This is a genomic window from Streptomyces sp. NPDC002779 (assembly GCF_042888685.1).
Classification (GTDB): domain Bacteria; phylum Actinomycetota; class Actinomycetes; order Streptomycetales; family Streptomycetaceae; genus Streptomyces.
This window is the reverse complement of record NZ_JBIAQC010000002.1, coordinates 180,814-205,874: the sequence shown is the minus strand read 5'-3', so window position 1 is coordinate 205,874 and position 25,061 is coordinate 180,814. Positions and strand designations below refer to the sequence as shown.

20 protein-coding genes, 3 tRNA genes and 1 pseudogene are annotated in these 25,061 nt (G+C 71.1%); 15 read left to right on the top strand and 9 right to left on the bottom strand.

The features are described 5' to 3' along the window. Positions 1-249 precede the first annotated feature (249 nt). From ACFYW5_RS06575 to ACFYW5_RS06565, 3 genes are all read left to right on the top strand, one after another. Complete coding sequence (locus tag ACFYW5_RS06575) at positions 250-618, top strand: hypothetical protein (protein ID WP_389415826.1); 369 nt, start codon at positions 250-252, stop codon at positions 616-618. A 121-nt stretch (positions 619-739) separates the two neighbouring features. Beyond that, a complete protein-coding gene (locus tag ACFYW5_RS06570; protein ID WP_389415824.1) occupies positions 740-1,300 on the top strand; it encodes a bifunctional DNA primase/polymerase in 561 nt (186 codons plus the stop codon). After that, a tRNA-Lys gene (locus ACFYW5_RS06565) sits at positions 1,291-1,364 on the top strand. The genes ACFYW5_RS06570 and ACFYW5_RS06565 overlap by 10 nt, the downstream gene beginning before the upstream one ends. 463 nt (positions 1,365-1,827) lie before the next feature. On the opposite strand, the gene ACFYW5_RS06560 is transcribed toward ACFYW5_RS06565, so the two are convergent. Beyond that, positions 1,828-3,174: a M6 family metalloprotease domain-containing protein gene (locus ACFYW5_RS06560; RefSeq protein WP_389415823.1), complete on the bottom strand. Its 1,347-nt coding sequence runs from the start codon at positions 3,172-3,174 to the stop codon at positions 1,828-1,830. Between the two features lie 364 nt (positions 3,175-3,538). Between ACFYW5_RS06560 and ACFYW5_RS06555 the strand changes: the two genes are divergently transcribed. Further along, on the top strand, positions 3,539-5,386 hold the full coding sequence (locus tag ACFYW5_RS06555) for a putative bifunctional diguanylate cyclase/phosphodiesterase (RefSeq protein WP_389415822.1): 1,848 nt from the start codon (positions 3,539-3,541) through the stop codon (positions 5,384-5,386). On the opposite strand, the gene ACFYW5_RS06550 is transcribed toward ACFYW5_RS06555, so the two are convergent. The 3 genes from ACFYW5_RS06550 to ACFYW5_RS06540 all read right to left on the bottom strand — a co-directional run bounded on the left by ACFYW5_RS06550 (position 5,362) and on the right by ACFYW5_RS06540 (position 8,065). Beyond that, a complete protein-coding gene (locus ACFYW5_RS06550; RefSeq protein WP_389415821.1) occupies positions 5,362-6,453 on the bottom strand; it encodes an LLM class flavin-dependent oxidoreductase in 1,092 nt (363 codons plus the stop codon). The genes ACFYW5_RS06555 and ACFYW5_RS06550 overlap by 25 nt on opposite strands. A 95-nt stretch (positions 6,454-6,548) precedes the next feature. Continuing rightward, positions 6,549-7,280 carry an aspartate/glutamate racemase family protein gene (locus ACFYW5_RS06545; RefSeq protein WP_389415820.1) on the bottom strand — a complete coding sequence of 244 codons (732 nt, stop codon included), beginning with the start codon at positions 7,278-7,280 and terminating at the stop codon, positions 6,549-6,551. Further along, positions 7,277-8,065, bottom strand: coding sequence for an aspartate/glutamate racemase family protein (locus ACFYW5_RS06540; RefSeq protein WP_389415819.1), 789 nt, complete (start codon positions 8,063-8,065; stop codon positions 7,277-7,279). Before ACFYW5_RS06540 ends, ACFYW5_RS06545 begins: the two co-directional genes overlap by 4 nt. A gap of 133 nt (positions 8,066-8,198) precedes the next feature. Between ACFYW5_RS06540 and ACFYW5_RS06535 the strand changes: the two genes are divergently transcribed. Then, positions 8,199-9,146 carry a D-2-hydroxyacid dehydrogenase gene (locus ACFYW5_RS06535; RefSeq protein WP_389415818.1) on the top strand — a complete coding sequence of 316 codons (948 nt, stop codon included), beginning with the start codon at positions 8,199-8,201 and terminating at the stop codon, positions 9,144-9,146. Between the two features lie 22 nt (positions 9,147-9,168). Beyond that, positions 9,169-10,545 carry an amidase gene (locus ACFYW5_RS06530; protein ID WP_389415817.1) on the top strand — a complete coding sequence of 459 codons (1,377 nt, stop codon included), beginning with the start codon at positions 9,169-9,171 and terminating at the stop codon, positions 10,543-10,545. Here ACFYW5_RS06530 and ACFYW5_RS06525 read toward each other — a convergent pair. Then, positions 10,526-11,020: a DUF3830 family protein gene (locus tag ACFYW5_RS06525; RefSeq protein ID WP_389415816.1), complete on the bottom strand. Its 495-nt coding sequence runs from the start codon at positions 11,018-11,020 to the stop codon at positions 10,526-10,528. The genes ACFYW5_RS06530 and ACFYW5_RS06525 overlap by 20 nt on opposite strands. A 46-nt stretch (positions 11,021-11,066) precedes the next feature. On the opposite strand from ACFYW5_RS06525, the gene ehuB reads away from it, so the two are divergent. The 6 genes from ehuB (at position 11,067) to ACFYW5_RS06495 (ending at position 15,225) form a co-directional block, all read left to right on the top strand. Then, positions 11,067-11,972: an ectoine/hydroxyectoine ABC transporter substrate-binding protein EhuB gene (ehuB, locus tag ACFYW5_RS06520; RefSeq protein ID WP_389415815.1), complete on the top strand. Its 906-nt coding sequence runs from the start codon at positions 11,067-11,069 to the stop codon at positions 11,970-11,972. Continuing rightward, positions 11,969-12,664, top strand: coding sequence for an ectoine/hydroxyectoine ABC transporter permease subunit EhuC (gene ehuC / locus ACFYW5_RS06515; RefSeq protein ID WP_389415813.1), 696 nt, complete (start codon positions 11,969-11,971; stop codon positions 12,662-12,664). Before ehuB ends, ehuC begins: the two co-directional genes overlap by 4 nt. Continuing rightward, a complete protein-coding gene (gene ehuD, locus ACFYW5_RS06510; protein ID WP_389415812.1) occupies positions 12,664-13,314 on the top strand; it encodes an ectoine/hydroxyectoine ABC transporter permease subunit EhuD in 651 nt (216 codons plus the stop codon). The genes ehuC and ehuD overlap by 1 nt, the downstream gene beginning before the upstream one ends. A gap of 19 nt (positions 13,315-13,333) precedes the next feature. Continuing rightward, on the top strand, positions 13,334-14,095 hold the full coding sequence (gene ehuA, locus ACFYW5_RS06505) for an ectoine/hydroxyectoine ABC transporter ATP-binding protein EhuA (RefSeq protein ID WP_389416422.1): 762 nt from the start codon (positions 13,334-13,336) through the stop codon (positions 14,093-14,095). Between the two features lie 165 nt (positions 14,096-14,260). Further along, the gene (locus tag ACFYW5_RS06500) at positions 14,261-15,019 is read left to right on the top strand and encodes an IclR family transcriptional regulator (protein ID WP_389415811.1); all 759 of its coding nucleotides are present in this window, start codon (positions 14,261-14,263) and stop codon (positions 15,017-15,019) included. 132 nt (positions 15,020-15,151) lie between these two features. Continuing rightward, positions 15,152-15,225: transfer RNA gene (locus ACFYW5_RS06495), tRNA-Lys, on the top strand. A gap of 265 nt (positions 15,226-15,490) precedes the next feature. Here ACFYW5_RS06495 and ACFYW5_RS06490 read toward each other — a convergent pair. From ACFYW5_RS06490 to ACFYW5_RS06475, 4 genes and pseudogenes are all read right to left on the bottom strand, one after another. Further along, positions 15,491-17,178: pseudogene (locus tag ACFYW5_RS06490) on the bottom strand (AMP-binding protein). A gap of 90 nt (positions 17,179-17,268) precedes the next feature. Further along, a complete protein-coding gene (locus ACFYW5_RS06485) occupies positions 17,269-17,874 on the bottom strand; it encodes a lytic polysaccharide monooxygenase (RefSeq protein WP_389415810.1) in 606 nt (201 codons plus the stop codon). A gap of 118 nt (positions 17,875-17,992) precedes the next feature. Beyond that, entirely contained in the window at positions 17,993-19,102 is a 1,110-nt protein-coding gene (locus tag ACFYW5_RS06480) for an SPFH domain-containing protein (RefSeq protein ID WP_389415809.1), read from the bottom strand. Positions 19,103-19,155: 53 nt separating this feature from the next. After that, positions 19,156-20,451, bottom strand: coding sequence for a peptidoglycan-binding protein (locus ACFYW5_RS06475; protein ID WP_389415808.1), 1,296 nt, complete (start codon positions 20,449-20,451; stop codon positions 19,156-19,158). A gap of 170 nt (positions 20,452-20,621) precedes the next feature. Here ACFYW5_RS06475 and ACFYW5_RS06470 point away from each other — a divergent pair. The 3 genes from ACFYW5_RS06470 to ACFYW5_RS06460 all read left to right on the top strand — a co-directional run bounded on the left by ACFYW5_RS06470 (position 20,622) and on the right by ACFYW5_RS06460 (position 25,019). Continuing rightward, positions 20,622-20,695: transfer RNA gene (locus ACFYW5_RS06470), tRNA-Lys, on the top strand. A gap of 416 nt (positions 20,696-21,111) precedes the next feature. Further along, on the top strand, positions 21,112-23,085 hold the full coding sequence (locus ACFYW5_RS06465; protein WP_389415807.1) for a glycosyltransferase family 2 protein: 1,974 nt from the start codon (positions 21,112-21,114) through the stop codon (positions 23,083-23,085). After that, positions 23,082-25,019, top strand: a complete 1,938-nt coding sequence (locus ACFYW5_RS06460) for a galactose oxidase-like domain-containing protein (RefSeq protein WP_389415806.1) — start codon at positions 23,082-23,084, stop codon at positions 25,017-25,019. The genes ACFYW5_RS06465 and ACFYW5_RS06460 overlap by 4 nt, the downstream gene beginning before the upstream one ends. The last annotated feature ends 42 nt before the right edge of the window (positions 25,020-25,061 follow it).

The following is a 25,061-nucleotide window of genomic DNA, read 5'->3' as shown; positions in this document are numbered from 1 at the left end:
CCCGCCGGACGGAGTCCGGCACGCCGCCGCAGGCGGCCGACGAATACAGCCCGGACGGCTGGGAGGCGAACCACGCGGTCCTGGCCCGGCTGTCGGAACACCCGGTCCCGGGCGCCCTTGACCGACCCGCCCCGGCGCCGTGCGGACCGGGAAAGCGCCGGAGGCGACCCGCCCCCTTGCGCGGGCGCGGGACAATGGACGGTGGCCCGCTCCCTGGGGGTCATCCGTGACGTACGAGGAGGAGAAGACATGGCGGAGCCCACGCCGCGTCGGAACGAACCGCGGCTACGCCCCGCGCCCCTGCTCTTCGAGCCCACGCAGGCGGCGGCCGACCCGGAGCACTTCTTCGACCTGGAGTCGATAGAGGACCCCCGGGCCCTGCTCGCGCGCGCGACGGAGCTGACGGTCGCCTTCCGGGCGGCGGCCGACCGTGCCGTGGAGTTCCAGGCCATCGCGGCGGCCCAGCTCGCCGACCCGCGGCGCTTCGACCGGCTGACGACCGCGGACATCGCGGAGCGGGCCGAATGGACCGAGGACTACGCCAAGAAGATGGTCGAGTTCGGCAGAGACCTGCTGCGGGGGGCGGTCGAGGGCCGGGAGCAGATCGACCCCGTCTGAGCCTGCCTGGCATATGCCGAGCGGGCAAGATCCGGGCAAGATACCCCTTCCCTCCCCTTCCTGTCCCGATTTCCGGCAACCCTCCGGAACGGGACGCTCACGGCCGGTAGATGTAGTCGCCATGAGCAGTTGCCTCGGCGCCTCGGGCGTCACCCCGGACGGAGCGGCCTGGCTGGCCTCGGCAGGAACGTATCCGCGTACCACGCTGGCGTTCTGGGAGGAGCGGCCCGACGCTCCGGTCGTGCTGCCCTGCGGTTCGGTCTTCGACGTGGTCAGCGTCCCCGCGATGTTCGGGCGCCGGATGCTGGACCGGCTCTGGGACGACGGCCCCGGTTCCGGCCCGGTGGCCGTGTTCCGGGGCCGGACCCTGCTGTTCGCCGCACCGGGCACGGCCCAGCGGCTGCCGTCGCTGTTGCGCTGGGAGGAGTTCGGGCGGTCGGCGGCCGTCCCGCCCCTGCTGTGCCACGGCACCGGCGACGCGGTGACCGTCCCCGCGCCGGTCGGCACCGCCGCGCAGAGCTCCCGCTGGCTGGTGGCCCCGGACACCCGCCACCCCTGGCTTCCCGGCCCTGAGATCCTGCTCTGGGCGGCCGTCCGAGCGGCACGTGCGGCGGTGCGCATATCGATTTTTCCTCCCCCCGACCAGGATGCTAAGGTCTACGACGTCAGCAGGCGCCGCTAGCTCAGTTGGTTAGAGCAGCTGACTCTTAATCAGCGGGTCCGGGGTTCGAGTCCCTGGCGGCGCACAGACGGTGAAAGCCCCTCGCGGAAGCGGGGGGCCTTCGCATTTCCCCACGACGCCGCAGGGGCGACTGGGGGTCCGGGGGTTACCCCCGGGGGACGCAGCATCAGCGGGTCCGGGGTTCGAGTCCCTGGCGGCGCACAGACGGTGAAAGCCCCTCGCGGAAGCGGGGGGCCTTCGCATTTCCCCACGACGCCGCAGGGGCGACTGGGGGTCCGGGGGTTACCCCCGGGGGACGCAGCATCAGCGGGTCCGGGGTTCGAGTCCCTGGCGGCGCACAGACGGTGAAAGCCCCTCGCGGAAGCGGGGGGCCTTCGCATTTCCGGCACCGGCTTCCACGGCACCGCACGGGTGTCCGCGAGTCCCGGGGTTACCCGCGGGCAGAGCCCCCGCGGCGCCGCAGGGCCGGACGCGGGCCCCGGCGTTCCAGAGCTCGTCGGCGCACCCGCCGTACCCCCGCGCCCCCGCTACCGCGTCGCGATCCGTACCGTCCAAGCCCCCGAGGTCGTGCGGCCCTCCACCTCCACCCGTACGCCCTCGTCCGGCACCGTGAAGCTTTCGCCCTCGGCGATGGGGGCGTCTGCCAGGGGTGGGTAGACCGAGTTCTCCCAGCAGGCCTCCGTGTGGGGGTGGGCGTCGATCACCTCGACCGGGCCCCGGCCGGACTCCGCGCCGCTGCGGACGCGGTAGACCAGGACCCCGTCCCGGCAGGCCCCCGCGTCGTTGCCGATCCGGCCGCGCGCCTCGAAGGCGAGCGCGCTGTCCGCGCCGGTGCGTACCACCGCGAGCTTGGTGCCGCCCCCGAGCCCGAAGGCGGGAGCCCCCGCGGCGCCCGCCACCGCCACCCCCGGCCCGGCCCCGAGCGGCTCCAGGGTGAGCCGGGTGCCGGCCGGGTCCCGTACGCAGGTCACCTGGCGCGGATCCAGCCAGCCGAGCTTCCACTTGTGCCAGCCGAACAGGTCGGGGGCCAGCCCGAACTGGCTGCCCATCAGGTCCCAGTCGCCGACGTAGGTGTCCCAGTCACCCTCGCCGTCCACCGGCCGGTGGTAGAGGTCCGGAAGATCGAAGACATGGCCCGTCTCGTGGGCGAGAACCAGCCGGTCCGGTGGATGCTGCTCGAAGATCGTGACGACGCGCCGGATCTCCGTCCCGTCCGCGCGCAGCGGGGTGTCCAGGTTCACCACCTTCGTGGCGTCGGAGTCCACCCCGGGCGCGTCCGGGTCGGCGACGAAGTAGACGACGTCGTAGCGGGAGAAGTCCACCCGGCTGTCGGCGGCGGCCAGCGCGTCGCGCAGATAGGCGCCCCGGGGCACGGGCTGCCAGTCGCGCTGTATGGCGTACGCCGTCGAGGGGCGCGGCATCCGGACCCAGTCCCCGAGCGGATGCGGACGCAGCGCGAACCTGCCGTAGGAGGCCCGCTCGAAGAACCGGCTGGTGGCCGGGAAGTGGTCGGCGGTCAGCTCGGCGGGGCTGGTCAGCGGGGTGGAGTCCGGGAAGGACAGGAACACCATGACCGCGTCCAGCGAGCGGGCCGGCCGCGGATAGGCGGCGTTCCAGGTGTCCAGGCCCTCCGAGTGGTGGGCGTCGGTGCGTTTCAGGGCGCAGGGCTCCGCCGAGTACGGCTCGGCGACCGAGGGGGCGGAGAGGATCGACGTCGCGGCGAGCGCCGACATCGTGGTGAACACGGCGGCGGTGGTGCGCAGTCGGGGCCATGCGCGCACCCGGCCCCCGAGTTCTCGGAACGTCGCACGGGTGAGTTCCCTGAGCGGGAGCTGACGCGGCACGTGGACCTCCGGGAGCGGTTCGCGGGACACCGCACCCAGCCTGTGGGAATTTGTCGTACAACGCCCTGTTTGTCTGCACCGGACGAGTGAGAGGCGCGGCGGAAAGCCGACGCCGACACCCCCGAAACGCTCACGGACCGTCACATGTGGTCGGGAGGCTGCTGAACCTGTCCAGGTGCGGGCAGAAACGAATTGTCAGATCGGCGGCTCGGTCCGGGACACTGGACAGTGGCTGGAAGGGCCCCGACCCAGCCTCTATGATCGGCACACTTTCCTGACCCTTTTCTGTACTGTCCTGATCCTTTTCCTGCACGGATCCGGCCCGGCGGCCGCCAGGTCGGTCGGCATCCCGACGAGACCCATCCGAAGACCGAGTGCACTGCGGGAGCGAGCGGTGAGCGGAACGTCCGAAGGGCCGGCGCCCGCGGCAGATCTCATCGGGCCGGCCGTCACAGAGAGTAGTCAAGGGTCCCCTTCGCGTACCGGTCCGCACGAGCGGCCGGACACCACGCCCTTCCGGTCCGCCTTCCACGCCGCCCCCCTGGCGATGGCCGTCGTCGACCGTGAGGGCCTGGTCACCGGCGCCAACCCGGCCCTCGGCGAGCTGCTCGGCAGGACCCCGCAGGCGCTGGCCGGAGCGGTCGCCGCCGATCTGGTGGACCTGACGTCCGACGCGCGCACCTGGCACGCGTACCGCGAGGTGCTGCGCGGCCGGCAGGCCCGGCTGCGCTGCACGCGCCGGCTGAAGCACCCCGACGGGCACTGCCTGTGGGTGCAGGTCGCCATCGCGCCGCTGCCCGCCGAGGAGCGCGGCGGAGTCCTGCTGTCGGTCGCCGACATCAGCACCCGGCGTGAACTCCAGGCCCGGCTGCGGCACTTGCAGAACCACGACCCGGTGACCCGGCTGCCCAACCGCACCCTGTTCTTCGAGCGTCTGTCGGCCGCGCTGGAGGCGGAGGCGTACGAGGAGGGCACCGGGCGGATCGGGCTGTGCTATCTCGACCTGGACGGCTTCAAGGCGGTCAACGACACCCTCGGCCACCGGGTGGGCGACCGGCTGCTGGCGGCCGTGGCCGAGCGGCTGACCCGGTGCGCGGACGAGGCGGCGTACGCCAGGGCGAGCACCCCGCTGGTGGCGCGGCTCGGCGGCGACGAATTCGCCCTGCTGGTCGAGGACTCCACGGGCACCGAGCAACTCGCCGAGCTCGCCGAGTCGGTGCTCACGGCGCTGCAGGACCCCTTCGACATCTCGGGCCGGCGGCTGTCGGCGTCGGCGTCGATCGGGGTGGTGGAGCGGCATGCCGCCGGGACCAGCCCCACCGCGCTGATGCAGGCCGCCGACACCACGCTGTACTGGGCGAAGGCCGACGGCAAGGACCGCTGGACGCTGTTCGACCCCGAGCGCAACGCCCACCGCATGACCCGCCAGGCCCTCGCCTCCACGCTCCGGCCCGCCATCGAGCGCGGCGAGTTCGTGCTGGAGTACCAGCCGCTGGTGTGCATGGAGGACGGCCGGCTGCGCGGGGTGGAGGCGCTCGTGCGGTGGGATCATCCGCAGTTCGGACTGCTGACGCCGAATCGGTTCATCGGACTGGCCGAGGAGGACGGCTCGATCGTGCCGCTCGGCCGCTGGGTGCTGGCCACCGCCTGCCGCCAGGCCCGGCAGTGGCAGCTGGACCGCCCGGACGAGCCGCCGATCTTCGTCAGCGTGAATGTGGCGGTCCGTCAGGTCTGGGACTCCGACCTGGTCGCCGACGTGGCCGAGATCCTCGCGGAGACCGGCCTGGCGCCGCACCTGCTCCAGCTGGAGCTGACCGAGTCCGCGGTGATGGGCTCCGGCGGCCGGCCGCAGCAGGCGCTCCAGGCGCTCAGCGACATGGGCGTGCACATCGCGATCGACGACTTCGGCACCGGCTACTCGAACCTGGCCTATCTGAGCCGGCTTCCGGTGTCGGTGCTGAAGCTGGACGGTTCCTTCGTCAAGGGCTTCCAGTACGACGGTGAGGGCATCGCGCCGAACCCGGCCGACGAGGTCGTGGTGGAGGCGATGATCCAGCTCGCCCACCGGCTGGGGCTCACCGTGACGGCGGAGTGCGTGGAGACGTCGGCGCAGGCGTCCCGGCTACGGCGGATCGGCTGCGACACCGGCCAGGGATGGCTGTACTCGCGGCCGGTGACGCCGGATCGTATCTCCGAGCTGCTGCGCTCACCTGAGGTTCAGGCGGCCGCTCGTAGGTCGTAGGCGTCCGCGAGGAGTTCGTAGGACCGCAGCCGCAGTTCCCCGCGGTGGGCGTGGGACGTGATCATCAACTCGTCGGCGCCGGTGCGCTTGTGGAGGTCGTCCAGGCCCGAGCGGACCTCGTCGGCGGTGCCGTGCACGATGTTGGCGCCCCAGGACGCGATGAACTCCTCCTCCATGGCGCTGAACGAGTGCGCCTCGGCCTCCTCGGGGCTGGGGAAGAGGCCGGGGCGCCCGGTCCGCAGCCGCACCATGCTGAGCCCGGTGGCCCGCACCTGCCGCCGGGCCTCCCGCGGGTCGTCGGTGGCGAGCGCGGAGACGCCGATCAGGGCGTACGGCGCGTCCAGCACCTCGGACGGCCGGAAGGACTCCCGGTAGAGATCGAGCGCCGGGATCGTGTTGTGCGCGGAGAAGTGGTGCGCGAAGGCGAAGGGAAGGCCGAGGGTGCCGGCCAGCCGGGCGCTGAAGCCGGACGAGCCGAGGAGCCAGACGGGCGGCCGGTGCGGGCTCTGCACCCCGCCGGGGGCGGTGGCCTGGACCGGGCCCGGGACGGCGTGGATGCGGCGGTAGGGGTGGCCGTCGGGGAAGTCGTCGTCGAGGAAGCGGGTCAGCTCGGCGAGCTGCTGGGGGAAGTCGTCGGCGGCTTCGTTCAGCCGGTCGGTGCGGCGCAGGGCGGCGGCCGTGGCGCCGTCCGTGCCGGGCGCCCGGCCGAGGCCGAGGTCGACCCGGCCGGGGGCGAGCGCCTCCAGGGTGCCGAACTGCTCGGCGATGACCAGGGGGGCGTGGTTGGGGAGCATGACGCCGCCGGAGCCGAGGCGGATGCGGTCGGTGTGGGCGGCGAGGTGGGCGAGGATCACGGCGGGCGAGGAGGAGGCCACGCCGGGCATGGAGTGGTGCTCGGCGATCCAGTAGCGGTGGAACCCGCGGGACTCCGTGAGGCGGGCGAGGTCGACGCTGGTGCGCAGCGCGTCGGTGGCGGTGCTGCCCGCGCCGACGGTGACCAGGTCGAGTACGGACAGGGGGACGGGGGCGGTGCCCTGTGCCGTGCCCCGGATCTCGTCTGCCGCCATCGGTGAGTGCCTCCTGAAATCGCGCCGGCGTGGTTCCTCGGGCGATAACAGGAGGCAGACTCCGCTTTATTCCCGGCTGTCTCCCGCGCTTGCTCCTACACCTGGACGATCGGCTCCCTGGTGAACAGGGAGCCCAGTGTCGGGGCGTTCACCCTGCGGTCGGTCAGGCGCAGGGCCTCCCAGACCGTGACCTGGTTGGCCGTCAGGACCGGCTTGGACAGTTCCTTCTCCAGCGCCGGGATGAGCGCCACGGTGTGCAGTGCCGTGTCCGGGAGCAGGACCGCCTCCGCCGCCTCGTGGTCGGCCCGGCGGGCGAGGGCCAGGACCTCCTCCTCGCCCCACCGGCCCACCTCGGCCGCCGTGACGACGCCGGAACCCCGCACCGACACCACCTCCGCGCCGCCCGCCCGCAGGAACCCGGCGAACAGGTCCGCCACGTCGTCGGGGTACGTCGCCCCCACCGCCACCCGGCGCAGCCCCAGCTCCGCCAGCGCGTGCACGAAGGCGAAGGAGGTCGAGGAGGCCGGCATGCCCGCGGCCAGGGCGAGGGCGCGCACCTGCTCGTGGGCGCCCTCCCAGCCGTGCACGAAGCTGCCGCTCGTGCAGGCCCAGACCACCGCCTCCGCGCCGGTCAGCCGCAGTTGCTCCACGCCCGCCGCCAGGCGGTCCGCGGAGCCCATCTCCCTCAGGGCGTCCACCCGGTGCGCGTCCTCACCGATGTCCGTGTGCACCAGGTCCACCCGGATGTCGCTGCCCAGGAGCTGCTCGATGCGTGGATAGTCGTCCTCGGCGGAGTGGCCCGGGTAGAGGAATCCGAGTGCCGTCATGTCGAACCTTCCTGCTGCTGTTCCACGTCCGGAAGTGCGGGGCCGCTGCGGGCCGCCGGATCGATCAGCGTCTGGTACGGCCCCACGGCTCGGGTACCCAGCCGACGCAGGGCCGCCCACATCGTGACCTGGTTGGCCGAGATCACCGGTATGCGCAGTTCCGCCTCCAGTTGCGGGATCACGTCGTAGGTCGGCAGGTTGGTGCAGCTGATGAACAGGCAGTCCGTGCCGCGCCGCACCGCCCCGCGTGCCATGTCCACCACATCGCGGTAGGGCACCTTCCATATGTGCCGCGTCAGGCCCATGAACGCACACCCCGTCACCCTGACGCCCGCCTCGGCCACGTACTCCTCCAGCGACCGGGTCACCGACACCGTGTACGGCGTCACCAGCGCCACCCGTCGCGCGCCGAGGTCGGCCAGCGCCTCCAGCAACGCCCCCGAGGTGGTCACCGAGGGCACCGCGCCCGCCCTGGTCATCGCCTCGCACATCGCCCGCTCGCCCGCGATCCCGCCGACGAAGCTGCCCGAGGTGCAGGCGTAGGCCACCACCTCGGGGGCGATGGCGATCAGGGTGCGGACCCCCTCGGAGAGCGTCTCGTGCTCGCTCACCAGCCGCGCCAGGTCCAGGCTCACCTCGATCGGCACGTACGGCGTGCGGGTCAGATGCAGGGACACCTCGTCCGGGATCCAGCGCCACAGTTCGCGGTCGAGGGCGAAGTCGAACGGCGCGACCACACCGACACCGCGCTGCGGCCGGGGACCACCGAGGAAGGACACGTCCATCGCAGGCACCGCCCTCGCGAGGAGACAGGGGACCGGCGGACGGTGCGGGCGTCCGTGTTGACGAAGGTAGATTCGGGTGCGAGCGTGGTCAATCCGCGCATGTCAGACGTCCGGTTCTCAGCGAAGGAACGGCATGACCACGCCCACGCTGCTCGTCCTGGACGCCGACCCGCTCCCCCGGCTCGGACGGCTCACCGGGCGGGCGCGGATCGAGCACGCGGACCCCGCCACCCTCGCCGACCGGCTGCCGCACGCCGATGTGCTGCTGGTCTGGGACTTCACCTCGCACGCCGTACGGCACGCCTGGCCCGGTGACGGCCCCCGGCCCCGCTGGGTCCATACGGCGAGCGCGGGCGTCGACCACCTGATGTGTCCGGAACTCGCCGTCTCCGACACCGTGGTCACCAACGCCCGCGGCATCTTCGACGAGCCCATCGCCGAGTACGTCGCCGCCCTCGTGCTGGCGATGGCCAAGGACCTGCCGCGCACCCTGGAGCTGCAGGGGCAGCGGACCTGGCAGCACCGCGAGTCGCGGCGGCTGAGGGGCACCCGCGCCTGTGTCGTCGGCTCCGGGCCCATCGGGCAGGCCGTCGTCCGCGCGCTCAAGGCGCTCGGCGTCGTCCCCGCGCTGGTCGGCCGGGTCCCGCGCACCGGCATCCACGGCCCCGAGGACCTGGACCGGCTGATCGCCCGCGCCGACTGGATCATCGCCGCCGCACCGCTCACCGAGCAGACCCACGGCATGTTCGACGCGCGCCGGTTCGGCGTGATGCAGCCCTCCGCGCGGTTCATCAACGTCGGCCGGGGACAGCTCGTCGTGGAGGAGGCGCTCGTCGAGGCGCTGTCCAAGCGGTGGATCGCGGGCGCCGCGCTGGACGTCTTCGCGCACGAACCCCTCGGCGCCGACAGCCCGTTGTGGGGCTTGCCGGGACTGATCGTCTCCCCGCACATGAGCGGGGACACCGTCGGCTGGCGCGACGAACTCGCCGCTCAGTTCGTGGAGTTGTACGCGCGCTGGGAGGCGGGCAGAACCCTGCCGAACGTCGTCGACAAGCAGCGCGGATACGTACCGGGACGCTGAACTTCCCCCCGCTGGAGGGCGTATGACCGACCTGACCGGACTCACGGCCGGACAACTCCTCGACGGTTACCGCGCGGGCGCGTTCAGCCCGGTGGACGCCACGCGGGCGGTGCTGGAGCGGGCCGAGCTGATCCAGCCGGAGGTGAACGCGTTCGTGCGGATCACCGCCGAGCAGGCGCTGGCACAGGCCCGTGCGTCGGCCGAGCGGTGGCGGCGCGGGGAGCCCGCGGGGCTGCTGGACGGGGTGCCGGTCACGGTGAAGGACATCCTGCTGATGCGGGGCGCGCCCACCCTGAAAGGCTCCAAAACCATTTCGGAGCAAGGGACTTGGGACGAGGACGCGCCGTCCGTCGCCCGCCTGCGCGCGCACGGTGCCGTCTTCGTCGGCAAGACCACCACCCCCGAGTTCGGCTGGAAGGCCGTCACCGACTCGCCCCTGACCGGGGTCACCCGGCATCCGCTGGACCCGACGCGCACGGCGGGCGGGTCCAGCGGCGGCGCCGCGGCGGCCGTGGCGCTCGGCGCGGGCCCGCTGGCGCTCGGCACCGACGGCGGCGGAAGCGTCCGTATCCCGGCGTCCTTCTGCGGGATCTTCGCGCTGAAGCCGACCTACGGCCGGGTGCCGCTGTATCCCGCGAGCGCGTTCGGGACGCTCGCGCACGTGGGCCCGATGACCCGGGACGTCGCCGACGCGGCGCTGCTGCTCGACGTCATCGGGGCGCCGGACTCCCGGGACTGGTCGGCGCTGGGCCCCGCGTCCGGATCGTTCCTGGACGGGCTGACCGGGGGCGTGCGCGGGCTGCGGGTGGCGTACTCGCCCACGCTCGGCGGCCAGGTGGCGGTGCGTCCGGCGGTGGCCTCGGCGGTGCGGGGGGCGGTGGAGCGGCTCGCGGGGCTCGGCGCGTACGTCGAGGAGGCCGACCCCGATGTCACCGATCCGGTGGACGCCTTCCACACCCTGTGGTTCTGCGGTGCCGCCCGGGTCACCCGGCGTCTCGGCCCTGACCAGCGGGAGCTGCTCGACCCCGGTCTGCGCGAGATCGCCGCACTCGGCGCCCGCCGCAACGCCCTGGACTATCTGGCCGCCGTCGACGTCCGGGCGGAACTCGGCCGCCGGATGGGCCGCTTCCACGACTCCTACGACCTGCTGGTCACCCCCACCCTGCCGATCACCGCGTTCGAGGCCGGCGCCGAGGTGCCCAAGGGCTCCGGGCACCGCCGCTGGACGGGGTGGACGCCCTTCACGTACCCCTTCAACATGACCCAGCAGCCGGCCGCCACCGTCCCCGTCGGCACCGACGGGGACGGACTGCCGGTCGGTCTCCAGCTGGTGGCCGCCCGGCACCGGGACGATCTGGTGCTGCGGGCGGCGCACGCGCTCATGTCCGGCGGAAGCTGAGCGTCTCCCCCGCCGCGCCCGAGCGCCAGAGGTCGTTGCAGGCGTCCGCCATCTGGGGCAGACCCGCCACGATCTGGCCCCAGACGATGCCGGGCACCCAGCCCACATCGCCGTTGAGCAGCAGGTTGTTGCGTTCGTAGAACAGGGCGAGGTCGACCAGGGTGGTGCCGGGGCGGACCTCGCGGTCGTAGCCGTAGGCCTTGGTGCCCAGCTCCGCGCCCGCGAAGGCGAAGTAGCACAGGTCGCCGGGGATGGGGGTGACGGTCGGGTTCTCCAAGGGCGGCTCGGTGTCCGCGAAGGGCGGGAAGAGGGCGTAGATCTCGTTGCGGGCGTATTTGGCGTGGTAGACGTCCCCGCTGAGCGGGAGGGCGTCCCAGACGGCCGCGCAGGTGATCGGTGCGCGGTCGTCCAGGAGTTTCGCCGTGCAGTGGATGTCCCGCTTCAGGAGCGAGACCTCGATGAACCGATCAGTCATACGAACAGGGTGCATACATCGCATGCGCTCGGGTAGCCGCGCCGCCATGGCTCCACCACTCGAACATGGCGAACACACATCTGGACCCACCCGCCGAACGCTGCTCGCGGGGGTGGCGGCGCTCGGTGCGCTGGGCGCGGCAGGCTGCTCACGGGTCGCCACGGCGTCCACGGAGGACGGCGGTGACCTGCTGGAACGGCTGCGCGCCGCGGGTGTCGTGCGGCTGGGCATCGCAGGTGAGATTCCGTTCGGCTACATCGACCGCGACGGTGAGCTGACCGGCGAGGCGCCCGAACTGGCCAAGGTGATCTTCAAGCGGCTCGGGGTGGACCGGGTGCAGCCCGTGCCGACCGAGTTCGGCTCGCTGATCCCCGGGCTCAACTCGCAGCAGTTCGATGTGGTCGCGGCCGGGATGTACGTCAATCCCGAGCGCTGCGAGCAGGTCATCTTCTCCGATCCCGACTACCAGATGCTCGACTCCTTCATCGTCCGCAAGGGCAATCCGAAGGGTCTGCACACCTACCGGGACGTGGTGGAGAAGAAGGCGAAGTTCGCCACCGGAACCGGTTACGCGGAGATCCAGTACGCGGTCGAGGCCGGGTACGAGGAGAGCGACATCCTCATCGTCCCGGACCAGGTCGCCGGGCTGAACGCCGTGGAGGCGGGGCGGGTCGACGTGTTCGCCGGGACCGCGCTGACCACCCGCGAGGTGGTGAAGAAGTCGAGCAAGGCGGAGGCGACCAAGGCCTTCAAGCCCATCGTCGGCGGCAAACCCCATGTGGACGGCGGCGCGTTCGCCTTCCGGCCCACCGAGACCAGGCTGCGGGACGCCTTCAACGTGGAGCTGCACAAGCTGAAGAAGAGCGGCGAACTGCTGCGCATCCTCAGGCCGTTCGGCTTCACCGAGGCGGAGATGACCGACCTGACCGCGAAGGAGCTGTGCGGCGGATGACGTCGGGACTCTGGGAACTCGTACTCAAGGGCGTCTGGGTCACCGTCCAGCTGCTGTTCCTCAGCGCGCTGCTGGCCACGGCCGTCTCGTTCGTGGTCGGCATCGCCCGCACCCACCGGCTGTGGATCGTCCGCTTCCTCGCGGGCTTCTACACCGAGGTGTTCCGCGGGACCTCCGCGCTCGTGATGATCTTCTGGGTGTTCTTCGTGCTGCCCACGGCCTTCGGCTGGCAGCTGGTGCCGATGTGGGCCGGCACGCTGGCGCTCGGCCTGACGTACGGCGCGTACGGCTCGGAGATCGTGCGCGGCGCCCTGACCGCGGTGGATCCGGCGCAGCAGGAGGGCGGTATCGCCCTCAGCTTCACGCCCTGGCAGCGGATGCGGCTGATCCTGCTGCCGCAGGCGGTGCCGGAGATGATCCCGCCCTTCTCCAACCTGCTGATCGAGCTGCTCAAGGGCACCGCACTGGTGTCGGTCATGGGCATGGGCGATCTGGCGTTCAGCGGCAACCTGGTACGGCTCGCGCTCCAGGAGAGCGCCGAGATCTACACCTACCTGCTGTTCATCTACTTCGTGATCGCCTTCCTGCTCACCCGGGTGATGCGGGGTCTGGAGAAGCAGCTGAAGGCCGGTGTCGGCAAGCAGCCGGAGAAGCGGGTCGTCGTGCCCGAGCCGGTCGGGGGTGGTCTGTGATGACCTGGGACTGGAACGCCGTGAGCGACTTCATGCCGCACTTCTGGGACGGGCTGTGGGTCACCCTCCAGGCCCTCGCCCTCGGTTCGCTGATCTCCTTCGCCCTCGGGCTGGTGTGGGCGCTGCTGATGCGCGCGCCCAGCCGCTGGGTGCGCTGGCCGGTCGGGGCGGTCACCGAGTTCATCCGCAACACCCCGCTGCTGGTGCAGCTGTTCTTCCTCTTCTACGTGCTGCCCGAGTGGGGCCTGACCTTCTCGGCGCTGATCACCGGTGTGGTCGGCATCGGGCTGCACTACTCCACGTACACGATGCAGGTCTACCGGGCCGGCATCGAGGCGGTGCCGGTCGGCCAGTGGGAGGCCGCGACGGCGCTGAACCTGCCGCTCACCCGGACGTGGACCGCGGTGATCCTGCCGCAGGCGATCCGGCGGGTCGTGCCGGCGCTCGGCAACTACGTGATCTCCATGCTCAAGGACACGCCGCTGCTGATGGCGATCACCGTCCTCGACATGCTCGGCCAGGCGCGGCTGTTCGCCCAGGAGCAGTTCCAGTTCACCGAGCCGCTGACGGTGATCGGTGTGGCCTTCATCGTCATTTCCTATCTGGCCTCCCTTCTTCTGCGAGCCCTGGAGCGACGCCTTGTCCACTGACATCCAGCCCGGCCCCGACATGAACCCCGCCGACCGGCGCGCGAACGGCGAGCTGATCCGGCTGGAGCAGGTCACCAAGCGGTTCGGCGACAACACCGTCCTCGACCACCTCGACTTCTCCGTCCAGGCGGGCAAGCACGTCACGCTGATCGGCCCCTCCGGCTCGGGCAAGACCACGATCCTGCGGCTGCTGATGACGCTGACCAAGCCCGACGAGGGCACGATCACCGTGGACGGGCAGCGGCTGTTCCCGGCGCCCGAGAAGCAGGTGCGCGAGGTCCGCAAGAAGATCGGGATGGTGTTCCAGCAGTTCAACCTGTTCCCGAACATGACGGTCCTGAGGAACATCACCGAGGCCCCGGTGACCGTGCTCGGCATGTCCAAGGACGCGGCCGAGGAGCGGGCCCGGGACCTGCTGGAGCTGGTCGGCCTCACCGAGCACCTGGACAAGCGCCCCGGGCAGCTCTCCGGCGGCCAGCAGCAGCGGGTGGCGATCGCCCGGGCGCTGGCGATGCGTCCGCGGGTGCTGCTGCTGGACGAGGTGACCTCGGCGCTGGACCCGGAGCTGGTTGCGGGCGTCCTCGATGTGCTCAGGGACATCGCCCGGTCCACCGACATCACGATGCTCTGTGTGACCCATGAGATGAACTTCGCCCGGGACATCTCGGACCAGGTGCTGATGTTCGACTCCGGGCGGGTCATCGAGGCCGGCGCCCCGGAGAAGATCTTCAGCGACCCCGAGCACGACCGGACCCGGGAGTTTCTCGGCGCGGTGCTGTGACGCGGCGGGCCAGGTGATGGCGGTGTCATATGCCAGGGGGTTATCGCCGCAGTTGAGGGCGTCGGATTCTCGTCAACAAGCGCTCACTACAGGCCCCTTGGCGGCTATCGTGGAGATTGCCTGACCGGAATCCGGCCTCACACAGCTAGCGCAGGGGGAAACACCGTGGCGCTGAAGCACGAGCCGACCGCGCCGTACCACTCGGCCCAGGACGCGTTGCGCGTCCTGGAGACCGTGGCACGGCACACCACCGGAATCACCGACACCGAACTCGCCCGGCACACCACCCTCAGCCCCGAGCGCCTGCCCAGCCTCCTGAGGATGCTGCGCCGCGAGGGGTACGTCGAGCAGACCACGGACGGCGCCTATGTCACCGGCGAGGCGCTGGCCCGGCTGGGCTCGGCGCACGACCGGGAGGCGGCCCTGCGCGAGAAGCTCCAGCGGACGCTGGACCGGCTGCGTGACTCGGTCGGCGCGGCGGTGTACATCAGCCGGTACGTCGACGGTGAGGTGAAGGTCACCCAGTACGCCGAGAGCCCGGCCGCTCCCGCGGTGAACGAGTGGGTGGACTTCCGCTTCTCCGCCCACGCGACGGCGGTCGGCAAGAGCCTGCTGACCCAGCTCGACCACAACGGCCGGCGGGACCATCTCTCGCGGCACAAGATGGCCCGGCTCACCTCGCGCACGATCACCAGTGACAAGCTCCTGCTGTCTCGGCTCGCGGCCCAGCCGCCGACGGTTCCCGTGCTGGATCTGCAGGAGTACGCGGTGGGCACGGTGTGCGCCGCGGTGCCGATCACGGCGGGGGCGTCGGTGGGGTGCCTGGCGGTGTCGCTGCCGCTGGAGCACGCGCACCGGCTGCGGCAGGCGGCGGACGCGCTGAACCGGAACGCGGCGCCGGTGCTGTTGTCTTTGGCGATCTAGCTCGTCTCTCGTCCGCGGGCCGTGGGGGCGGTGGGCCGGCCTGCCCGTGGTTCGAAGCACCCCCTCGGACCAGGTACTATTTTCTTCGTCGCCAGCCGCGAGACACCAAAACAAGCGGTTGGCGTGAGTCATGCGCCGCTAGCTCAGTTGGTTAGAGCAGCTGACTCTTAATCAGCGGGTCCGGGGTTCGAGTCCCTGGCGGCGCACAGACAGTGAAGGCCCCTCGCAAGCAGCGGGGGGCCTTCATCCATTGGCCCCGGACCACCTCGGTGCCGCCAGGGCGGCTGGGGGTCCGGGGGTCACCCCCCGGAAGATGCAGCATCAGCGGGTCCGGGGTTCGAGTCCCTGGCGGCGCACAGACAGTGAAGGCCCCTCGCAAGCAGCGGGGGGCCTTCATCCATTGGCCCCGGACCACCTCGGTGCCGCGAGGGCGGCTGGGGGTCCGGGGGTCACCCCCCGGAAGATGCAGCATCAGCGGGTCCGGGGTTCGAGTCCCTGGCGGCGCACAGACGGTGAAGGCCCCTCGCGAGCAGCGGGGGGCCTTCGCTTTGTCAGGGGCTCGGGGAGACGAGGGGGCCTTTCGTGTCCTCCGGGGTGAGGGGGCGGTACGTGGGTGTGCCTGGGGGGCGCCACCACACCGGGTCCGGGGAGTGGAGGCCCTCGTTTCTGAGCTGGGCTCGGTGGATCTTGTTCGTCGCTGTGACCGGCATCCGGCCCATGACCCGCACGAAACGGGGCGCCATCTTCGTGCCCAGGTCCGGTTGGGCCAGCAGGAACTCCGCGAACCCCAGCGGGTCGAAGTCCCCGGCGACGGCCGCCATCACCTGGTCCCCGGTCACCGGGTCCGGCACCGCGTACACGGCGACGGCGCGGGCGCCCTCGTACCGGGCGAGGATGTTCTCGATCATCGCGGCGGCCAGGTTCTCCCCGTCGACCCGCAGCCGGTCGTCGGTGCGCCCGGCGAACCAGAGGTAGCCGTCCGCGTCCCGGCAGAAGAGGTCGCCGGTCCAGTACGCCCCGTCCCGCCGCCGCTCCGCCTCCGCCGCCGGATTGCGCCAGTACCCCTCGAAGGGGCTCGGCCCCCGGTTCACCAGCTCCCCAATCGCCTCGTCCCCGTTCAGCAGCCGCCCGCCCGCGTCGAACCGCGCCGGCGGCCGCTCCCGGCCCGTCTCCGGATCGAGTACGACGAGCCCGGGCCCCGCCCGCCCCACCGCCCCGGCCGGAGTCCCCGGCGACCACTGCACCGCGGCACCGCCCTCGGAGGACCCGTACCCCTCCACCAGCCGCACCCCGAACCGCCGCTCGAAGGCCACCGCGTCCGCCCTCCCCGCCTCGGTCCCGAAGCCGAGCCGCAGCGGATTGTCGCGGTCGTCGGGGCGCGGCTCGGTGGCGAGGAGGTACTGGACGGCCCGGCCGACGTAGGTGAAGTACGTCGCCCCGTACGTGCGTACGTCCGCCAGGAACCCGGACGCCGAGAACCGCCGCCGCAGCGCCACGCCCGCCCCGGCCGCGAGGGCGGGGGCCCAGTCGGCGATGACGGCGTTGCCGTGGAACATCGGCATGCAGATGTAGTGAACGTCCTCGGGGCCGGTGCCGAACTGTCCGGCCAGCGACCTCCCCGCCGCCGCCAGCCGGCCCTGCGTGCAGATCGCGGCCTTGGGGGCGCCGGTGGAACCGGAGGTGAAGCAGAGCAGCAGCCGGTCGCCCGGGGTGGCGCGGGAGGTGTCGGGACGGGCACCGGCGTACGGCGCGAGCAGGGCGTCGTACTCCTCGGAGCCGGTCAGCAGGATCCGGACGCCGGGCAGGTCGAGGCCCTCGATCAGGGGCAGATGGCCGGGCTCGGTGATCAGGACGCGGCACTCGGTGTGCAGGATGTCCCGGGCCAGCTCCGGGCCTCTGCGGGTGGGGTTGATCCCGGCGACCGCGGCCCGGGCGAGGGCGGCGGCGCCGATCCACAGGGGGTACTCCGGGGTGTTGTCGAGCAGCACTCCGACGTGCGGCTCGGCGCCGGCCGGCAGCAGGTCGGCCAGGAGCGCCGCGCGGGCGGCGGCACCGGCGGCGACCTCGTGGTGGGTCATGACCCGGTCCGCGCACCACAGCCCCGGCCGGTGATCACCCCAGCGCGCCCCTACGAGTTCGGCGGTGCTCGTGGACTCCATGCCCGCGCAGAGTAATTGACGAGCCGTCAGATGAACATGCCCGGAGCCCCCCGAGGACGGTCGGCCGCCCCCGGAGGACCTCGGTGAGGCTCAGAACGTGACGTCCGAGCAGGCGTAGAACGCGTTGTTGGTGTCGGCGACCGTCCACACCGCCAGGATCACGTGCCGTCCGCTGAGCCCGGACGGCAGCCTGCCACTGTGCGAGAGCGTGGACGGTGGCCGCTGGTTGTTGTACGGCACCGTCAGGAACGGTGTGAGGTTGAGGTCGGAGCGGGCCAGATTGTGGTTCTGGTTCCAGCCCGGCTTGGTGATGTAGTACCGGAAGTCGGTCGTGGCGTGCATGGCCGTGAACTGCCAGCGGAAGGTGTAGCTCTGACCGCCGGTCACCTTGGTCGCGGGCCAGGCACCGCCCGAGGGGGTGCGCGGGGCGCTGAGCTGGCCGAAGTGGCCGACCCCGCCGTTGCATATCTGCCCGTCGGCCGGGCCGGAGCCCGGGAAGCCCTTCGGGCCCTCGACGCTCTGCGGCTCCCACTGTATGGAGCCGCAGTTGGTCACGGTGCCGTTCTGGCAGAGCTTCTGCCTGCTGATGGGGAGATCGGTGTAGCCGTGGCCGCTGGCCCCGCCGGACGAGAGCACAAGGGCTCCAGTGGTGGCGAGACCGACCACGGCAGCAGACAACTTGGTCTTTCTGCGCATACTGCCGCTCCTGGGAACGTGGGGGATGTTCAGTGAGCTGTGCAGGGTAGGTCTAGACCAAGTCCGAGAATATTGCCGTTGGTTGGCCATGTCCAGAACAAAGACATGACCACACCCGTCACGGGGCGGATTCCCCCCGCCCGGCGCAGAAGGCGACCGTGAGGTCCTTCACCAGTGCCTTGCGCTCGTAGTCGTCGAGTTCGACGAGCCCCCGCATGGTCAGCCGGGTCACCGTGTCCTCCACCGAGTCCACCACCGAGGTGAGCATCGACGCCCGGTGCTGGGCGTCCAGCGCGGCGATCCGGCGCCGGTGCATGGCGGCGGCCACCTCGGGGGCGTACTCCACCTGGACCGGCTGCACCGAGAACACCTCGACGCCGACGGGCGCCGCGTCGGCCGCGACCAGCCGGGTCAGCGCCTCCCCCGCCGCCTCGCCGCCGCCGCGCCCCGACCCCGGTGCCTCCACCGGGACCCGGGCGAGCGCGGCGGCCACGCACTCCCGCAGATAGGCCTCGTGGTCCTCGACGCCCAGCGTGGCCCGCGCGGTGTCCCGCACCCGCCACACCGCGAGGACCACCACCCGCAGCGCGACCCCGCTCGCGTCGGCCGCCGGCATCGGCTCGCTGCGCCAGTGCCGCAGCCGTACGTCCACCCGGCGGCGCAGCAGCATCGGGTTGACCCACATCAGTCCGGTGCGCCGGACGGTCCCCCGGTAGCGGCCGAACAGACCGAGCACCCAGGCCCGTCCGGTCCGGCCCCGGGCCAGTCCGCCGAAGCCGAACAGGCCGAGGGCACCGGCCCCGGCGTAGGCCGCCCACTGCGCGGGGCCGAGGCTGCCGCCCGCGTACGACGGCAGCCGCAGCGCCTCCAGTACGAGCGGCGGCAGTGCCCCGGCCCACCAGGAGGTGACCGCGCAGCCCGCGAGACCGCAGGCACCGGCCAGCACCCCCACCGCGCCGGGCAGCACCCTGGCGGGCCGCTCGGTCAGGGCCGGGTCCACGTCGGGCACGGTCCGCGCCCTCGTGGCGGCCGGCCGGCGCAGCCGCGGCTGCTCCCCCGTGCCCTGGCGGCGGCTGACGACGGCGGGCTTCAGCGGGACGGACACCGGGGCGGGTTCGTCCCGGAAGAGCAGATGGACGGGGATCTCGGTGGTGGCCTCGTTCTGGATCAGCCGGGCGGTCCTGGGCGGTCCCTCGGACTCCGGTGTCGGTGAAGTGGTCGTGCTCATGCGTGCCTCCAGCCTCCGCGCCAGATGCGTCACAACAGGGGGGTAAAGATCGATTACGCGAACAGCCGCCGCCAGGTCTCCGGCCCCGGGTAGCCGTCCGCCGCGCCGCCCCGCCATCCCTGGGCGCGCTGGAACGCCTCGACGTTCCGCCGGTCCGCCTCGCCCCAGCGCGGTCCGGGACCGGTCGTGTAGTACTTGCCGAACCCTTTCTTCACCAGCTGCTTCCCGAGCAGCGTGACGTAGGTGTTGTCGGCCCCGGGCCGGAATAGCGCCCGCCCCGGATACCCGGGCACCCCGTGCGAGGAGGGCGGCGCGGGCGCACCGGCCGCTCCCGCGGCGATGTCCCTGCCCTGGCCGGTGACCAGCAGGGCCCAGGTCCGCGGCCCCGGCAGCCCGTCCGCGTCCCCGCCGCGCCAGCCCTGCGCCTGCTGGAAGGCCTGCGTGGCCCGCCGGTCGGCGTCCGACCAGCGCGGTCCGGGGCCCGAGGTGTAGTAGCGCCCCGCCCCGCGCCCGACGAGCATGCGGCCCAGCTCGGTGACGTACTTGTTGTTGGCCCCGGGCCCGAAGTAGGCCCGCCCCGGATAGGGCGCCGCCTCCGGTCCGGCGGTCTCCGGCACCGAGCCCGCCGTACCGCCGGCCAGACCCTTGTAGCGGTAGGGGACATAGCGGCTGGAGTGGCTCCAGTAGGCGTACGGGGTGGCCTGCCTGCGGGCGTGCGGGCGGGTCTCCTCGTAGACGATGTAGGAGGTGTGGGTGTAGTCCGTCCAGCCGCCGAAGAGGACGACGTGGGAGCCCCGCTCGGGATCGGCCGGGTTGTGGAACAGCAGCATGTCGCCGGGCTGGAGGTCCTCCTTCGCGATGCGCACGCCGTACTGGTCGAGGGTGCCGGTCCACTCGTTGCCGGGCAGGCTCCAGGCCATCGAGACGAACCCCGAGCAGTCCTGCCGGTACCCGTCCGACCAGTACTGGGACATGCTGTACGGCACCTTCGCCGCGACCCACTGCTTGGCCCGCCGGATGATCTCCGCGCGGGTGGTGCCGGGCGCCGCCGAAGGCTTCCCCGGGGCCCCGCCGGGGCCGTGCAGGGGGGCCTTGCTCCCCTGCGGGGTGTCGGGCTCGTCGGCCGCCGGAAGGCTCGGCCGACCGGGCGCCTGCGGGGCCGCGAGCGCCGGTACGGCGTGCCCGGCGCCGAGCGCCGCCGCGGCGGCCGCCACGATCACCGTCCGGTGGGCCGGATGGGCGCCCCCGCGGCCGGCCGCGGAGTGCGGCAGGACACGGCGCCAGTGAACGCATCCGGGGCACTCGCAGTCGTTCGGGGGATCGAATTCCTCGAAGACCGGAGTCCCCATGCGATGACCCTCACATTCCGGATGGAAATGTCCGCGTGTGTACACATTCGTCAGTTTCGCAACCGTCTTCCGGGCGCGCATGTTGACGGTCCGAATGATGTACGGCCCGGGGCCCGGCCGGGGCCGTCCGGAGCACCCTCCCAGGTCGGGTAGAGTTGTCGCGTCAGCAGGCGCCGCTAGCTCAGTTGGTTAGAGCAGCTGACTCTTAATCAGCGGGTCCGGGGTTCGAGTCCCTGGCGGCGCACCGACACAGGAAGCCCCCCGTCGACGCGGGGGGCTTCCCGCGTCCCCGGACGCGCACACCGGACACCCAAGACCCCCACAGCCGCCACAATGAACGCGTATGACCGGTAAACACCGCGTTTCGCATCTTGCGATCATGCCGAACGCCGTAGAACCCTTGGTTCTTCAAGCTGCTGCCCGTGTGCGGCAGTTGGGGGGCAAGGAGCCGGTTGCCGTTCTGGCGGGGAGAGGGGCCCCGTTCACGACCGGATGCCGAGGGGGGCATCATGCAACCGGAAGGTCGCGTTTCCATGTCTATGAAGTGGAAGATGTGGTGACGGTGACCCGCCACTGATACGTCTGTGAAGGTCGAGGGGGACCGACACCGACGAAGGAACCGACAGACACGCGGTCGACCTGCGTGTGGGGGGATGACTCATGACGTCGACGCCGACGGGCGCCCGGCAGAACTCCGACCCGTCCCAGACCACTCAGCTCAGAGTGCCGACTCATCGGACCGGGTCGTTCCGGCGCATCAAGAAGACGCTGCCGAAATACGACTACGAGCACTACAGCCGGCTGGCCGGTCCCCTCACCCAGCCCGATCCGAACAAGCCGTACCGGGTGCAGTACCGCTCGCTGATCTCCCAGGAGCCGCACCGCATACGGGTGGCCCTGATGCTCGCCGCGGCGCCGCTGCTCTCGCTGGTGCTGCTGGCCTGGCTGCTGCAGCCCGGGCACTGGACCGAACGCGACTATCCGGCCTATGACTTCCTGCCGGCGCTGGACATGGTGATGCTCGTCTCGATCGGTCTGATCGAGTTCTTCCGGTGCATGAACGTCCTGTCCAACGCGCACGCCACCCTGGTCGCCCGCGACCCGATCCCGGTGGTGCCCGAGACCGGCACCAAGGTCGCCTTCCTCACCTCCTTCGTGCCCGGCAAGGAACCGCTGGAGATGGTGACCAAGACCCTGGAGGCGGCGGTCAAGCTGCGCCACCGGGGCCTGCTGCACGTCTGGCTGCTCGACGAGGGCGACGACCCGGAGGTCAAGGAGGTCTGCGCCCGGCTCGGCGTGCACCACTTCTCCCGCAAGGGCATCGCCAAGTGGAACCAGGCCAAGGGCCCGCACCGCGCCAAGACCAAGCACGGCAACTACAACGCCTGGCTGGACGCGCACGGCGACGACTACGACTTCTTCGCCTCCGTCGACACCGACCACGTGCCGCTCCCGAACTACCTGGAGCGCATGCTCGGCTTCTTCCGGGACCCGAACGTCGGCTTCGTCATCGGCCCGCAGGTCTACGGCAACTACGACAACTTCGTCACCAAGGCCGCCGAGTCCCAGCAGTTCCTCTTCCACGCCCTCATCCAGCGCGCGGGCAACCGCTACGGCTCCCCGATGTTCGTGGGGACGTCGAACGCCGTACGGATCAAGGCGCTGCAGCAGATCGGCGGTCTGTACGACTCGATCACCGAGGACATGGCGACCGGCTTCGAGATCCACCGCCACAAGAACCCGGCGACGGGCAAGAAGTGGCGCTCGGTGTACACGCCGGACGTGCTCGCCGTCGGTGAGGGCCCGAGCGCCTGGACGGACTTCTTCACCCAGCAGATGCGCTGGTCGCGAGGGACCTACGAGACGATCCTCAAGCAGTACTGGAAGGGCTGGTACTCGCTGCCGCCGAGCAAGCTCTTCAACTACACGATGATGATCATCTTCTACCCGATGTCCGCCCTGAACTGGATCCTCGCGGCCCTCAGCTGCGCCCTGTTCCTGGGCCTCGGCGCCTCCGGCGTGAACATCGACCCCACCATCTGGCTGATGCTCTACGGCAACGCCTCCGCGCTCCAGATCGGCCTGTACATCTGGAACCGCCGCCACAACGTCTCGCCGCACGAGCCGGAGGGCTCCGGCGGTGTGGCCGGCATGGTGATGTCCGCGCTGTCGGCGCCGCTGTACGCCAAGGCGCTGATGGACTCGGTGCTGCGCCGCAAGAGCAAGTTCGTGGTGACCCCCAAGGGCGACTCGGCCAGCCCCGACCGCTGGTTCGGGACCTTCCGCTACCACTGGTACTTCATCCTGATCTTCGGCGCCTCGATCGCCGCCGGCTTCGTCTACGGGCACGCGCACCCCGCGATGGTCATCTGGGCGACGTTCGCCATGCTGATCACCGCGACCCCGATCTTCGCCTGGCGGCACATGCTGCGGCAGGCGAAGAAGAAGCCGCCGGTCAGCGGGGAGCCGGAGGCGGGCGCCCCGGTGGCGCCGCACCAGGCGCAGCCGCTGCCGGCCCAGCCGGGCGCGCAGCACGACCCGCAGCACAAGCCGAGTTGGGCCGCCTCGCAGGGCGGCGGCACCGACCAGACCATGCAGATCGCCCTGGGTGGACTTGGGGGACGTAAGGAATGAAAGACCAGGCCGGCCGCCGCCGTGTCCGTCGACTCGCGATAGGCACGGCGGTGGTGCTCGCGCTGGCCGGGATGAACGGTCCGTGGCTCTACCGCTTCGGCACCGAGAAATACCACCAGTACCAGATCAACCGACCGGAGTACAAAGCCGACAACGGCCACTGGGAGATCGTCGACTTCCCGGAGGAGTACCGGCAGAACACCATCCACGCGGCGCTGCTGCGCACCGGGAAGGTGCTGCTCGTCGCGGGCTCCGGCAACAACCAGGAGAACTTCGACGCGAAGAAGTTCGACACCCGGATCTGGGACCCGGTCAAGGGCACCATCAAGAAGGTGCCCACCCCGACCGACCTGTTCTGCACCGGCCACACCCAGCTGGCGAACGGCAATCTGCTGATCGCCGGCGGCACCAAGCGGTACGAGAAGCTCAAGGGTGACGTCACCAAGGCCGGCGGCCTGATGATCGTCCACAACGAGAACCCGGACGAGCCGATCACCCTGCCCGCCGGGACCAAGTTCACCGGCAAGGAGAACGGCAAGACGTTCGTCTCCAAGGACCCGGTGCTGGTGCCGCGCGCGAAGAAGGTCTTCGACCAGGCGACCGGCGAGTTCCTGCGCAACGACCCGGGTCTCGGGCGGATCTACGTCGAGGCGCAGAAGAGCGGCTCCAAGTACGAGACCGGCACCGAGGACAACTACCGGGTGCAGGGCCTGTCCGGCACCGACGCGCGGAACACCTACGGCATCGCCCAGAAGCTCGCACTGGACAAGAAGGACTTCCAGGGCATCCGGGACGCCTACGAGTTCGATCCGGTCGCCGAGAAGTACATCAAGGTCGACCCGATGAAGGAGGCCCGCTGGTACCCGACGCTCACCACCCTGAGCGACGGGAAGATCCTCAGCGTCTCCGGGCTCGACGACATCGGGCAGCTGGTGCCGGGCAAGAACGAGGTGTACGACCCCGAGACCCAGAAGTGGACGTACACCGACAAGGTCCGGCAGTTCCCGACGTATCCGGCGCTGTTCCTGATGCAGAACGGCAAGGTCTTCTACTCCGGCTCCAACGCCGGTTACGGGCCGGACGACGTCGGGCGTGACCCCGGCGTCTGGGACGTGGAGACCAACAAGTTCACCAAGGTTCCCGGGCTGAGCGACCCCGACCGGCTGGAGACCTCCGGGACCGTGCTGCTGCCTCCGGCGCAGGACGAGAAGTACATGGTCATCGGCGGTGGCGGGGTCGGCGAGTCCAAGCTGTCCAGTGAGAAGACCCGGATCGTCGACCTGAAGGCGGACAGCCCGAAGTTCGTGGACGGGCCCTCGCTGGAGAAGGGGACGCGCTATCCGTCGGCCTCCGTGCTGCCCGATGACTCGGTGCTGGTGTCGGGCGGTTCGGAGGACTATCGCGGGCGGGGTGACTCCAACATCCTCGAAGCCCGGCTCTACGACCCGTCGAGCAACTCCTTCGATCAGGTCGCGGATCCCCTGGTCGGACGGAACTACCACTCCGGTTCCGTGCTGCTGCCCGACGGACGCGTGATGTTCTTCGGCTCGGACTCGCTCTACGCCGACAAGGCGAACACCAAGCCGGGCAAGTTCGAGCAGCGGATCGAGATCTACACGCCGCCGTATCTGTACCAGGGCTCGCGGCCGTCGCTGTCCAAGGGGACGGAGACCATCGAGCACGGCGAGTCCGGGACGTTCACCTCGCAGCACGCCTCCTCCATCAAGAAGGTGCGGCTGATCCGGCCGAGCGCGGCCACGCATGTGACGGACGTGGACCAGCGGTCGATCGCGCTGGACTTCACGACGGAGGGGAACAAGGTGACGGTGACGATGCCGGAGAACAAGAACCTTGTTCAGGCCGGGTGGTACATGCTGTTCGTCGTGGACGACCAGGGAGTGCCGTCCGAGGCGCAATGGGTTCGGGTGCCATAGCGCCGTCGGCGGCTTCGGGGCGTGTGGGGGCTGCTCGCGCAG